Here is a 12,748-nt window from a genome sequence, read left to right as displayed (position 1 = left end):
CAATATTCCAGTATAAAACCTGAATTTTATATTAACATTCATATAAAGGGACTCTTTACCATGAAAAATAATACCCTTTATCGTGATAAATGTCTACAGCTAATTTACTTTTGTAAACGTCAAAAGAGGGAACCATGTTCCCTCCTCTTAATTTAATGCTTTTCTGTTTGTACTAAAATGATTATAGAACCCCTTATTCTTCTGAATCATCTTCAAAATCTACTTCAAGATCAATTTCTTCGGGCTCAGTCTCTTCAGCTTTTTCCAAAACTGCTTTTTCATAGGCTTCCAAAACGATTCCTTGCATTTCCTTGCGGGTACTGGAGGTGATCGGATGACAGATGTCTTTAAAATCTCCGTCCGGTGTTTTTCTACTAGGCATTGCAATGAAATAACCATTCTGTCCTTCGATTACCTTAATATCATGCACGACAAATTCATCGTCAAATGTAACCGATACGATCCCTCTCATTTTCCCTGTTGGATAAATTTTTCTTACTCTTACGTCTGTAATTACCATAATGTAAGCCTCCCCTTCGATTGTAGTAAATAAAATCACATCTTACTATACCTTTACATTATAGTACCATATTTCAGACAAAATTAAAACAAAAACTTACCCGATTATTTTGTATTCTATCACCATTTTATAGACATCATTTCACAGTCAACTCTACAAGCGTTTTTTCTTTGTCATTTAACGAGGTACACATGCGCAATAGTGGTAAATAATTATCCACAAGCTTTTCATTTGGTTCTTCTGTCACAAATATAACGCAGGGTCCGATAATGACAGCTCCAACTTCCTCCATTAAATTCATCATCCCCTTAGCAGTCCCCCCGCCTTTCATAAAATCGTCAATAATCAATACTTTTTTGCCCTCAAGGTTGACTCTCCGGCTCAGATACATGGTATTAATTTTATTCGTCGAGCCGGAAACATAGTTCATGCTTGTTGTGGTACCCTCTGTCACTTTATTCGACCTTCTGATAACTGTCATGGGAACATTTAAAAACCGCGCGCTCTCAAGGGCTACGGGAATTCCCTTCGTTTCTGTCGTCACAACATACTCTACGCCCTGTTCAAGATATTTTCCCGCAATAATTTTCCCTAAACGCTGCGCGTAATAAGGGCTGGACAGAATATCGCTGTAATAAAGAAATCCTCCCTGAATTTTACGTTCAGGCTCCATGAGTCTTTCTGCTATTTCCAAAAGAATTGCTCTTTCCTCTTCATCTGGCACAACTGGCAGATATTTAACGCCACCCGCCGCACCGGACACTGTTTCAATTTTTCCCATTTTCATCATTTCCACCGCACTTTTTACAATTGCTACGTCTTCACAAACGCTTGTTTTAGACGCATCAAAAAGCTGGCTGAAATAATTATAGGTCAGAACCCTATTAGGGTTGTCTGTCAATATTTTTGTAATTGCACAAACACGTTCATTTTTTTTCATTTATTCACCTATAAAACCCGAACATTTTTTAGTCTATTTATAATTTTATTCATATTCAAAAAAAGTGCAAGTCTTTTTCGTCTTTCCTTAATAAAATTCCTTACTGCTGGGACTTTATCTTAATAAATAGCTGTGATATAATTCTTGTAGTCCATGAGAACTATAAGGAGCAAACAAATTGAAAGAAATATTAAAAAAGAAATTCAATCGTCCAGTTGAAAAGATATTTTTCATCGGTATTGGAGGCAGCAGCATGAGCGGACTGGCAGGGATGGCCCTGGACCAGGGCTTTAAAGTGGAAGGTTCCGATATGATTGAGTCCTCTTATACCGGAAAGCTGAAAGAGCGCGATGTCAAAATCCATATCGGACATGATTACAACAATATCCCGCAAGATACAGACATGGTTGTCTATTCTGCAGCCATTCATGAAGATAATCCCGACATGGTTCGCGCTAAGGATCTTGGCCTGCCAACAGTCGAACGTTCGGATTATCTCGGCTTGCTGTCTCTAGCCTTTGATAAAACCATTGGCGTCGCAGGGACACACGGAAAAACAACAACATCTTCCATGATCGCCGCCTTACTGCACTATGCTGATTTTGACCCAAGTGTCAGCATTGGAGGAAAGCTACCGGAAATCGGCGGTAACGCCTGCCTGGGAAACAGCGACTATTTTGTTATCGAATCCTGCGAATATGTAGATTCCTTTTTAAAAACATCCCATTATATTGGTATTATTACAAACATTGAAGAGGATCATCTTGATTATTTTACCGGTGGACTTCCACAAATTAAGGAGTCCTTCCACAAGTTTGGTGCAATTCTTCCGCCAGACGGCCTCATGATCGCATATGGCGATTCTCAGGACGTGCTGGATACTGTAGAAAATCTCCGCTGTCCGGTCACCACTTATGGTTTCGAACCCCAAAATGACTGGACTGCCCATAATATTCAATACGATGATATGGGAAACCCTTCTTTTGACGCATACCATCACAATGAATTTTATGGACACTTTGATATGAAAATTCCTGGTGAGCACAATGTTTTAAACGCCCTATCCTGTATTGCATGCAGTGAATTTTTGGGTATTGACGAGGCCACAGTCCAAAAAACGCTTGATAATTTTCACGGCGCCAAAAGACGCTTTGAGTTTCGCGGAGCGGTAAACGGTATTAATGTTTACGAAGATTACGCCCACCATCCAACCGAATTGAAGGTTGTCATCGACGCCTGTCTTAATCATGCGCATAATAACTTGTGGGTTATCTTCCAGCCTCATACCTATTCAAGAACCTACTATCTCTTTGATGAATTTGTAGATGCTTTTGCGAAAGCAGATTTTATTATTCTTAACGATATTTATTCTGACCGCGAGGGAAATGAATGGGATATCTACTCTGAAGATCTGGCGAAACGAATTAAGGAAAAATATCATATTCCCACCATTGTTATGTCAGAATTTAGTACCATTGTAAAATATCTGACAGATAATCTGGAATCCGATGATCTGGTACTTGTCGCTGGCTCTCAGACCATTAATAAAGTCGCTTATATGCTGGTTGATGCGCTAAAAGAAAAATATGAATAGATAATCCGGGAAAATGATACAAAAAATTGACAACTCATCCTTTGTATTTTTGTTTCATATAGGATACAATGATACGGTTAACAAAGGAGGTGTTGAACATGCTTGAAACTTCGCTCGTCGCCAGTTTAGTGGCGTTTGTGGCAGGGCTCGGTATCCTTACTGTTTTGTTTATCTGCCTTATTCCAATCGCTCTATACATATTCTCCAGCTTTGGGCTCTATACCATGGCTTTGAAAAAAAACATCGAGTATCCATGGCTGGCTTGGATCCCAGTTATCAAACTCTTTATATTAGGCGAAATTATTGGTGAAAAGGTGACAATCAGCTCGCTTAAAATCCCTTACGCACAGGTGATTTTACCCGTTGCGTCTATCTGCAGCGGCGCTTTAATCGCAATTCCCTTTTTGGGCTGGATTATTGGAATTGCGATCGCTGTATACAATTATGCCGCGTACTACCGATTATATAAATTATATTATTCAGATTCTGCAGTACTGTTTCTCGTACTCAGTATCATTTTCCCTTTTATGCTTTCGATTTTCCCTTTTGTTATTCGTAATAGGGAACCTTATGAGTACAGCTTTTCTTAAAAAAATGTGAATACCTCAGCGGTAATCCTCTGGGTATTCACATTATTTTTTGCATTCATCTTTAAAATACATTACAATAAACTTAAGATCTATTTAAAGGAGGTTCACCAATGGATTACTATTATGATTATTACGATTTCGGTGATTCTTTTTACAATTATGACGCCCTGGGTGCTTTCATTGGCATTATTATTGTAATCTGTCTCTGTATTTTGATATTTGCATGTGTTTTTGCCATTATCGCCTATATTTTTAAAGGTATAAGCCTCTACACACTTGCCAAAAAAAGAAATCTGCGCTATCCGTGGATTGCCTGGATTCCAATGGCCAACCAATATTTATTAGGCGCGCTGATTAACGACCAAGTATCCATCGGTTCACTTCATATTCCATATGCTGCTGTGATACTGCCGCTTTTATCTGGTGTTGTCACACTTTTAAGCAATACAATGACACAGATTCCTTTTGTTGGATGGATTTTTCTGTTTGTTGCCTGTATTCTGACCGCTATCTACGAATACTCAGCTTATTACTGGCTTTACCGCATTTATAACCCCAAAAACACAACTCTTTATCTGGTGCTGAGTATCATTTTCCCAGTCACCATTCCGTTTTTCTGGTTCTCTTTAAGAGATAAAGCCCCAGATTACACTGATATTCCCATGACAAAACCCTGCTCTCAAAATCCCCGGGCCATTTTGTCATTTTGTCTCGGCGTTCTTTCAATGCTTTCCAGCCTTGCCGGTGGCGGTTTTTGGATTGGTGTCTGCGCCATCATTTTCGGTATCCTATCTTATCAGGAATTAAAAAGGGAAAATGCCCCTGCTCAGTTGGCCATTCTTGGTATTATTTTTGGCGCACTTGGTATCATCATGATCTTTGTGCTTCCAGTAATCGGTCTGGCTGTTTTTCAAGGGCACAGTTTAATTAACAGGATTACCAACAGCCTGTATACCAATACCACCCGTTACCCATTTTTATAGCAGGACAGGAGAATTAGTATGAAAGAATATGGTTTAGTCCTTAGCGGCGGCGGAACAAAAGGTGCTTTCGAAATTGGCGTATGGCAGGCTCTTCGTGAAATGAACATTCATACTCCTTGTGTGATCGGAACCTCTGTAGGCGCTTTAAACGCTGCGGTTATCGCCCAAAATGACTTTGACAAGGCGCTTGACTTCTGGTCAAATCTGACCATTAATCAAGTCCTTAATCTCAATACGCATATGACCAATAAATATGTTGAGCAATGGTCTAAAACCAGTTTTGACTTTTTTAGATTATCTTTTTTAAATGATTTGTTTCATGGTGGGTTTGATATTACGCCCTTACGCGAAAACCTTCAAAAACTTATATCAGAAGAGGCCATTCGCAAATCCTCAATACGTCTCGGGCTTGTAACGGTTCGTTTGAATACACTCTCCCCAATCAAATTAATGATTGAGGACATTCCCGAGGGACAATTGCTTGACTATTTGCTTGCCAGCGCTGCCTTTCCGGTTTTTCAGAAACAGGAAATTGACGGCACTACTTATCTTGACGGTGGATTTTATGATAATGTCCCCATAAATTTTATGGCCGAAAATGGCTATAATGACATTATTTCTGTTGAATTTCCAGCTCTCGGCGTTAAACAGAAAATTAAAAACAAAGATATCAATCTCAAGGTCATCAATAATTCCGAATATCTTGGCATGACGCTTGAATTTGATCAAAAAACGATCCTGAACAATATTACAATGGGACATCTCGACTGTTTGAAGACTTTTAAAGTGGCAAGAGGAAAATTTTATTACTTTGATATGAGCCGCCAGCGAAAGCTCTATGACCGGCTTGACCGCTTTATCGGAACACCTCTACAGGACAAAATTTCCCGTGAAAAGGTAGCTCATCTGCTCAGCATCCCTGCCGATTCAGATAAACCTTCAATTTTGGCAGCTATTAATGCTATTATTCGAAGCACAAATTACCCTGAGGATGAACCGCTTCTGATGACATTATTAGAAATTGCTGGTAAATCACTCGGTGTAAAAAGAATGGAATACTACACAATGGATCAATTCCTGCCAGCCTTACTCAATGCTTTGAACGCTTTGACCAAAGCCAATCTATCATTGATTAAAAAAGAAAGCACCATTAAAGATGCTTTTAAAGATTGTCCCATTGATTACAAACCAACAACCATTCTTGATTTTATTACTTTCTATGTTTTATTTGTGGGTGCAAGACAGGATATGCCCCTTTTCCGTTTAAATGCTTTAATTAAAAAATTCACTCCAGAATTTGTGCTCTCAATTTTGCTGTTGATTTATATCCATCAAATGATAAAAACACCAACCTAAAAAACCTCTGCGCGATTCAGCGCAGAGGTTTTTAATTGATCAAGAATCTTATCTGGTGTTCTTTATCGGACGATACGATTCTCTCCTTGATAACATCATCCTCTTCCACATTACCAACAATTAGGGGGCTGTCAGGATGGTGGTGCTTTTGATGATACAGAAGTTTTCCCTTACTGTGGTTAGCATAACAATAAAGACAGCCGTTACCACAGGTATTATACATTCCTATATCAATACTTTCCATGCATCTGCACTCTGATCTCTGTCCTGGGTCTTTCCCCAGACTTATTGGGTATCCCTGTATCTTCTCAAAAATCGCTTTATCGACGCAGCAGGCTTTTTTAATCCCTACTGGTTTTTGACTGTCTGTACAGATTTCCAAGCTAATATGGTATTTCTGAGCAATATCAGCAAATTTACTGATCAGCTCTATTTTCTCCATAACTGTTTTGTCTGTTAGTCCGAGACCACACATATTTTGTCTTGTATCTTCATAGTAATCCAAAAAACTCACAATACAACGCTTCGTATAACCACTTAATTTATTTGACAGTTTCTCAAAATAGTAAAGATGGTATGCTGCGGTATATTTTCCAGTAAAAACAATTGGATTATAACGCCAGATCACTCTGTCATTTCCCAGTTTATCTGACAATCTTTTAAATCCTGGAATTAAAGTATCATTTTTCGAAGGAAGGTATGGCTCAATATCTTTCCCATAAGGATTTACTGTCCAATGAAAATAAAAAGGAAGCGCTCCTAATCTGTTAAGTTTTGGAATCATCGGAACAGCATTTTTAGTCCATAAAACAATTCCGTCAATGACCTCAGGAGACAGACTGATTTTCGAAATTAGTTTGAAATTAAAAGGACTTCGAACATAAACATATTTCTCTTCCAACCTTTTAATGAACCACTCAGAAAAAAAAGAAGGAATATCTGTCCTTCGGCTGGCACTGATAATCATAAAAGCCTCCTTCGCACTTGTTTAATTCTTAATTTCGCTTAAACAAGTTAATTTCATTATAAACAGGATATAAATTATAACAAGACGCTTATGCTCTCCGAATCAATTTTCGATTATCTTACCGCATAAAACCTATAATCAGCTTAAAACAGACGATTTAAAACTTGAAAGGAGAATAAAAAAATGCAATACCGAAAATTATCGCCAAATGCTCAAGACTACGCTAAAAAATTATATTTAGAATACAGAGACCGTATTAAAGAAAATATACCTGATGAAAAAGCGGCCATTATTAATATTGCCACTGATACACACACACTTGATTATATTGATGAATTACAGGGCTTTTTCCATTTTAAGGTAAATAATGACAATGTTATCATCAATCAATTTTTTGTCGATCAGATGACCCGCTTTTGCAAATGGTAATCAAAAAATAAAAAAAACCGTCTATGACGGTCCTTAAAATCAAAATGGTGGAGACAAGGGGACTTGAACCCCTGACCTTCTGACTGCCAGTCAGACGCGCTCCCAACTGCGCCATGCCCCCATAAGCTGACTATGCTATGATACAATACCTGATTATTTTTGTCAATGGCTTTTTTAGAAAAAACTATTATTTCCTCTTAACAATTTAATGAAAATGGTTTAAAATAGAACCATACTAAATTATATAGGAGAAATCAAATGGCTAAAATAGAAATTTTCGAACCAGAATTAACTTGTATTGATGGTGTCTGCCAAATGGGCGAAAACGCTGATCTGGCACGAATCAATGACATGGTTGCTTCTTTTGCTGATGATGGCTGGGATATTGTAAGACATAACCTTACAATGGATCCTAATGCTTTTGTAGAAAACCGTACAATTGGAACCTTATTGGTGGAAAAGGGAAACAGTGTTCTACCAGTTACTTTAGTGAACGGCAAAATTGTAAAAATGCGCGAATATCCCTCTGCTCTTGAATTCGTAAAATGGTTTTCCGGCGGGACAGAGTGAGTTAATTTGATGGATTTTAAAAGTCTTTATCAACAAATATCTGATTTTATTCCCAACACTGACCAGGAATTTGCGGATAAAAAAATTTTTATAAGCTTAATGGAGAAATATCCAGATACTATCCTGACTAGAAAAAATCCTGTAGCGCATCTAACAGGCTCAGGTTTTATTTTTAATCCACATCGCGACCAGTGCCTGATGGTCTTTCATAATCTTTACAGGTCGTGGTCCTGGAGCGGCGGCCACGCCGACGGGTGTTCCGATCTTTTATCTGTAGCGATCAGAGAAGCAGAGGAAGAAACTGGCATTAAAAATTTAAAACCTATTTCAGAAAAAATAATCAGTCTGGATGTCTTACCTGTTTTTGGACACTTCAAAAACGGAAAGTACGTCAGCACGCATCTGCATTTATCGATTGCTTTTTCACTTATTGCAGATGACCGTCTCCCGCTAACCATTAATCCTGATGAAAACAGTGATGTCGCCTGGCTTCCTCTCGAAAGTATCGAAAAATACAGCAGTGAAAAACACATGCTCCCAATTTACCAAAAAATAATTAAAAGGACGAAAGCGCTCTAGGCTCGTCCTTTTATTTTATTCCAGAACCCTCAACCGTGCTCTTGTCAATTCCTTTGGGTCTCCATCCTCTACCTCCATAAAAAGCTCACGCATCATATAAAGAAGCGGACTGGATTCATTTAAAACAAGCAATTCATTTCCATCAACATAAAAATGCAGTGTTCTGTTGCTTTCCCGGTAAGTGATAAAAGCTGTATCTGTAATGGTCATACCATATTCAACCACTTCTCCGGCTGGTGTTTCCATATTAACATCGCGGCAAAGATTTAAAGTTCCTACAATATCTAAAAACAAGGTTTTAATTTCCGATTCAGTCATTCAATAACTCCTCCAAGCTTTTCTCGCTTTTATTATACCATACTCTAGTCTTTTAAAAATAAAAATCTCCCGAATAATTCGGGAGATTTTATATATAATCCATCTAATTAATAGTCTTAGTAGTTTTCAGATAAAATCTGGAAATCAGCCCCGCTTGTCTTGCATACCGGGCACATTTTTAAAGCTTTCGTGCCTTCATAAACATAACCACACTTCATACACTGCCAGAGCACTTTATCAGATTTTTCAAAAACGGTTCCTTCTTCAACATTGCTCAATAATTTTAAGTAACGCTGTTCGTGACGATTTTCAATATTAGCAACTGCTTCAAATAAAAAGGCAATTTTATCAAAGCCTTCTTCCTTTGCTTCTTTAGCAAAAGTAGCGTACATATCTGTCCACTCATAGTTTTCACCTGCTGCTGCATCCTTTAAGTTTGTAGCAGTGTCTGGGATTTCATCGCCATGTACAATTTTAAACCACAGTTTTGCGTGTTCTTTTTCATTTGTAGCGGTCTCTTCAAATAATTCTGCAATTTGACTGTAGCCTTCTTCTCTAGCTTTTTCTGCATAATAAGTATATTTATTGCGGGCTTGAGATTCACCTGCAAAGGCAGTTAATAAATTCGCTTCAGTTTTTGATCCTTTTAATTCCATGTTCAAAATACCTCTCTTGAATTTTATAAATTTTATTTAATCCTAACGTCCCTTAATTAAGAACGATTATAATATAACAATTATCAAACAAATTGTCAAGGCTAATTTTGAAAAAAGTTAATCAATAATTGGAATAAAAGCATTATCCTGTGATGCCTGGTAGCAGAGCTCAATCAGCGCTTCTGTCGTACGGCCTCTTGATAATTCCGGTAAATGGCCTAAATCAAAATAGCGGGCATCCTCTGTCTCAATATTTTTCTGAAACTCACCATCAATAACGTCACAAAGCATAACCGTCTTATAAATAGCAAAAGGATTGGGCAGGTCAACATTTTTCACCCAGTCGAATACGCCGACCAATTTTTTTGCGACCACATGCAGGCCAGCCTCCTCACGGGCTTCCTTCTCGATATTTTCTTTAACAGACAACCCTATATCTGCCCAGCCACCTGGCATTGACCAGCATCCATCAATACTTTCCTTTACCAGAAGAATTGTATCTTGTTTAAAAATCGCACCCCGTACATCAACCTTTGGCGTCTGATATCCTGTTTCAAAGCAAAACAGATCTCTTATTTTTTCCTCGCCTGCATCGGTATAATTATTTAAAATATCAACAGACATCTCTCGAATCTGTTCAAAGCGTTCTCTGTCATATTTATTTGTCGAGTAAGTTAAACCAGCCTGCGCGATCGACTGAAGCTGTTTTGCCCACGACAACCATTTCTTTTCCATAGTTATTCCTTTCTTAATATTATTCTTATTTTCAACAAAATTTTATAGGCATTTTCCGTTTAAAGTTTAAAAATTGTGGTATAATTAATTATATCATTAAGCGGATAAGTGGGTTACACGGACTGCTCAAAATTATATTTGGACTATAGGAGGTCTTTATTATGTGCAAAAAACCAAAATTTTATATCTGTAGACATTGCGGCAACATCTTTGGTGTTGTTGAAGACAGCGGCGTAACACCGGTTTGCTGTGGTGATCCGATGGAAGTTTTAACTCCTAATACCGTCGATGCAGCTCAGGAAAAACACGTTCCAGTCATTAAAATTGACGGAAACACCGTCACTGTTGAAGTCGGCAGTGTTCCGCATCCAATGCTCGAAGAACATCATATCGCTTGGATTTATCTTGAAACCAAAGAAGGCGGCCAGCGTAAATGTCTGGAAATCGGCGGCGAGCCAAAGGCTGTTTTCGCTTTAACACCTGGTGATGAAGTGATCGCTGCATATGAGTATTGTAACCTACATGGATTATGGATGGCAACTGTTTAATCCATATTCAAGCAAAAAGCAAAACCCCGGAGATTTTCTCCGGGGTTATTCATTTTCCAAGACTTTTTGCATTTCTGAACGGCATTTCTCCAAAAGACGCCCGATCTCATGGCTGCGTTTATTTTTAACATCTGGATAAACAGGCTTTAAAATTTCTAAATGCAGAAGCGGCTTCTTTCGGAACAGGCTCCTTATCCCTCTTGCCTCTCTGTAAGTCAATACCATAGGCACCAACGGAACCACAGCGTCATAAGCAAACATAAACGCACCCTTCTGAAAAGTCCGTATCGCGGGGCAGTATGGCGCTAAGCTGCCTTCAGGAAAAAGATGGACAGCATCACCCTGCCTCAGGGTTGCTTCTAATCCTTCTATAAAGCCCCTGAATTCTGAAAGATTCCCAGGAATCGGTATTCCTCCTAGGTCATCGACTAAATGCCCTACAAAGGGCATTTTCAGATTTTCATCTAAAGTTGGAAAATACATCCGATGCTGCCTGCAAACCCCGGCTACCATAGTGCAGTCCAGTGTATGAACATGGTTGCAGATTGTCACCATCCCACCTCTAATATTAGCCAAGTTATCCTCTCCTGATACCGTGAGGCCAAACATTAAGCGATTATATATCGGCAATAAGGTCAGCGCTATTTTTCTTAAAACAAAACGATTCTCAAAGTATGTTTTATCTTCATTGCGCTCTACAACAATATTTCCACCAAAATTTCCAGCCTCATATTGCGCCATAATCGTCAATAGCCTCCATAAACATTTCTTCCATCCTATAAACGCAGTCTTCTATATTATATTGCTTGCCATAGGCTGCATAATCTTTTTCTAAAAGTCTTTTTTCTTCAGGATGTTCAATGAAATAGTCAATTTTCTTAGCCAGATCGTACGGATCCCCCGCATTAAAAAGGCAGCGATCATTTAAAGCAAACTGAGAGGTTGCCGATTTAGGGCTATCGGAAATCACCGGCACCAGTCCGCCGCAGAATGCTTCAATACACGATATTGCCTCACTTTCGGCATCGGCTGTATGAACATAAAGATCACTCATGGCAATGATATCACGCAGCTTTTCTTTATCAAAGAAATCAATAAAAACTTTGTTCGGCAGTTTTTTTCCAGCCTTCTCGTAGGACTTTTTCTTTGGCCCCTGTCCTGCTAAGATCAAACATATTTGATCTCTGTATTTAGATAACCCAGCCGCCTCAATGAGAAGATCCTGCCTTTTTTCATTTGCCAGACGGCCAATCATCAAAATTACAAATTTATCCCTGAGTAACGGGATTTTATCAATCTTGCGATAATAAAAATCCGGATCGACACCATTTGAAATGACATGTAACTTTGCTGTATAACCATTTTTACGCAGTTCTTCCGCGATAAAATCGCTGGGGCAGTGAATATGCGAAAATTGATTGTAAAAGATATTCTTGAAGCCCTGATACAAGACTGTATTAATTTTTTCTACCTTATTGATTTTCAACGTATAGGTAATATTTTCCGGTTGTACATGAAACGCCGCTGTTGCAGGTACAGACAGCTCCCTTGCGATTTTAGCACCTTCGATAGAAAGTGGAAACGGCATTAAAAAATGGACAATGTCCGCCCATCTGATTGCTTTTTTCAAAACTTCCCTGCCAGGCTTTGCTAATGTCATGCCCTGATTCTGAATAATCTGTTTGACAACAGGGGGAAAATGATATGAACGCACCACATATTTGTCAGGGGTTTCTTTTCCTGTGCTGACAATTCTCACTTCATGACCATGCCTTTTTAATGTTTCTGCAAAGCGGACTGCTGACATCGTGGTGCCATTGTTGGTATGGTCAAATTGGTCCATAACTAATAATATTTTCATTGATTTCCTCCTCGTATACTTAAATTATACCCAAAGCAGAATGTTTTTGTACAGTGACAATTCCTTTATTTTGTATAAAAAGAAAAAAGGATGCACTTTAGC

General features: G+C 38.5%; 16 protein-coding genes and 1 tRNA gene. 8 read left to right on the top strand and 9 right to left on the bottom strand.

Annotation, left to right across the window (positions count from 1 at the left end):
• Positions 1–193: 193 nt before the first annotated feature.
• Together spoVG and purR are read right to left on the bottom strand one after the other, a co-directional pair.
• Positions 194–520, bottom strand: a complete 327-nt coding sequence (gene spoVG, locus DW091_RS15610) for a septation regulator SpoVG (protein WP_013382058.1) — start codon at positions 518–520, stop codon at positions 194–196.
• Between the two features lie 136 nt (positions 521–656).
• Positions 657–1,460: a pur operon repressor gene (purR, locus tag DW091_RS15605; RefSeq protein WP_058693572.1), complete on the bottom strand. Its 804-nt coding sequence runs from the start codon at positions 1,458–1,460 to the stop codon at positions 657–659.
• A gap of 178 nt (positions 1,461–1,638) precedes the next feature.
• Between purR and murC the strand changes: the two genes are divergently transcribed.
• From murC to DW091_RS15585, 4 genes are all read left to right on the top strand, one after another.
• Positions 1,639–3,054 (top strand): UDP-N-acetylmuramate--L-alanine ligase, encoded by a 1,416-nt coding sequence (gene murC / locus DW091_RS15600; protein ID WP_118518628.1) that lies wholly within the window; start codon positions 1,639–1,641, stop codon positions 3,052–3,054.
• A gap of 98 nt (positions 3,055–3,152) precedes the next feature.
• Positions 3,153–3,644, top strand: coding sequence for a hypothetical protein (locus DW091_RS15595; RefSeq protein ID WP_058693570.1), 492 nt, complete (start codon positions 3,153–3,155; stop codon positions 3,642–3,644).
• Between the two features lie 110 nt (positions 3,645–3,754).
• Positions 3,755–4,627, top strand: a complete 873-nt coding sequence (locus DW091_RS15590) for a DUF4190 domain-containing protein (RefSeq protein ID WP_118518627.1) — start codon at positions 3,755–3,757, stop codon at positions 4,625–4,627.
• Between the two features lie 18 nt (positions 4,628–4,645).
• Positions 4,646–5,983: a patatin-like phospholipase family protein gene (locus DW091_RS15585; protein WP_207741431.1), complete on the top strand. Its 1,338-nt coding sequence runs from the start codon at positions 4,646–4,648 to the stop codon at positions 5,981–5,983.
• A 31-nt stretch (positions 5,984–6,014) separates the two neighbouring features.
• On the opposite strand, the gene DW091_RS15580 is transcribed toward DW091_RS15585, so the two are convergent.
• Complete coding sequence (locus DW091_RS15580) at positions 6,015–6,950, bottom strand: DUF1848 domain-containing protein (protein WP_118518626.1); 936 nt, start codon at positions 6,948–6,950, stop codon at positions 6,015–6,017.
• A gap of 183 nt (positions 6,951–7,133) precedes the next feature.
• On the opposite strand from DW091_RS15580, the gene DW091_RS15575 reads away from it, so the two are divergent.
• Entirely contained in the window at positions 7,134–7,379 is a 246-nt protein-coding gene (locus DW091_RS15575) for a hypothetical protein (protein ID WP_058693566.1), read from the top strand.
• Between the two features lie 45 nt (positions 7,380–7,424).
• Here DW091_RS15575 and DW091_RS15570 read toward each other — a convergent pair.
• A tRNA-Ala gene (locus tag DW091_RS15570) sits at positions 7,425–7,500 on the bottom strand.
• A gap of 137 nt (positions 7,501–7,637) precedes the next feature.
• Between DW091_RS15570 and DW091_RS15565 the strand changes: the two genes are divergently transcribed.
• Together DW091_RS15565 and DW091_RS15560 are read left to right on the top strand one after the other, a co-directional pair.
• Complete coding sequence (locus tag DW091_RS15565) at positions 7,638–7,949, top strand: arsenic metallochaperone ArsD family protein (RefSeq protein ID WP_058693565.1); 312 nt, start codon at positions 7,638–7,640, stop codon at positions 7,947–7,949.
• 9 nt (positions 7,950–7,958) lie between these two features.
• Entirely contained in the window at positions 7,959–8,528 is a 570-nt protein-coding gene (locus tag DW091_RS15560; protein WP_096920319.1) for an NUDIX hydrolase, read from the top strand.
• A gap of 15 nt (positions 8,529–8,543) precedes the next feature.
• On the opposite strand, the gene DW091_RS15555 is transcribed toward DW091_RS15560, so the two are convergent.
• The 3 genes from DW091_RS15555 to DW091_RS15545 all read right to left on the bottom strand — a co-directional run bounded on the left by DW091_RS15555 (position 8,544) and on the right by DW091_RS15545 (position 10,237).
• Positions 8,544–8,846: a hypothetical protein gene (locus DW091_RS15555; RefSeq protein WP_058693563.1), complete on the bottom strand. Its 303-nt coding sequence runs from the start codon at positions 8,844–8,846 to the stop codon at positions 8,544–8,546.
• A gap of 116 nt (positions 8,847–8,962) precedes the next feature.
• On the bottom strand, positions 8,963–9,502 hold the full coding sequence (rbr, locus tag DW091_RS15550; RefSeq protein ID WP_013382069.1) for a rubrerythrin: 540 nt from the start codon (positions 9,500–9,502) through the stop codon (positions 8,963–8,965).
• A 117-nt stretch (positions 9,503–9,619) separates the two neighbouring features.
• Positions 9,620–10,237 (bottom strand): NUDIX hydrolase, encoded by a 618-nt coding sequence (locus tag DW091_RS15545; RefSeq protein ID WP_058693562.1) that lies wholly within the window; start codon positions 10,235–10,237, stop codon positions 9,620–9,622.
• Between the two features lie 161 nt (positions 10,238–10,398).
• Between DW091_RS15545 and DW091_RS15540 the strand changes: the two genes are divergently transcribed.
• Entirely contained in the window at positions 10,399–10,785 is a 387-nt protein-coding gene (locus DW091_RS15540; RefSeq protein WP_058693561.1) for a desulfoferrodoxin family protein, read from the top strand.
• Positions 10,786–10,830: 45 nt separating this feature from the next.
• Here the strand turns inward: DW091_RS15540 and DW091_RS15535 are convergent, their stop codons facing one another.
• Both DW091_RS15535 and DW091_RS15530 read right to left on the bottom strand, forming a co-directional pair.
• Positions 10,831–11,526: a lysophospholipid acyltransferase family protein gene (locus DW091_RS15535; protein WP_058693560.1), complete on the bottom strand. Its 696-nt coding sequence runs from the start codon at positions 11,524–11,526 to the stop codon at positions 10,831–10,833.
• Positions 11,513–12,646: a glycosyltransferase gene (locus DW091_RS15530; RefSeq protein WP_058693559.1), complete on the bottom strand. Its 1,134-nt coding sequence runs from the start codon at positions 12,644–12,646 to the stop codon at positions 11,513–11,515. Before DW091_RS15530 ends, DW091_RS15535 begins: the two co-directional genes overlap by 14 nt.
• Positions 12,647–12,748: the final 102 nt, after the last annotated feature.

This window comes from Eubacterium sp. AM05-23 (assembly GCF_003477535.1).
GTDB classification, from domain to species: Bacteria; Bacillota; Clostridia; order Eubacteriales; family Eubacteriaceae; genus Eubacterium; species Eubacterium maltosivorans.
This window is presented reverse-complemented; position numbering and strand designations above follow the sequence as displayed.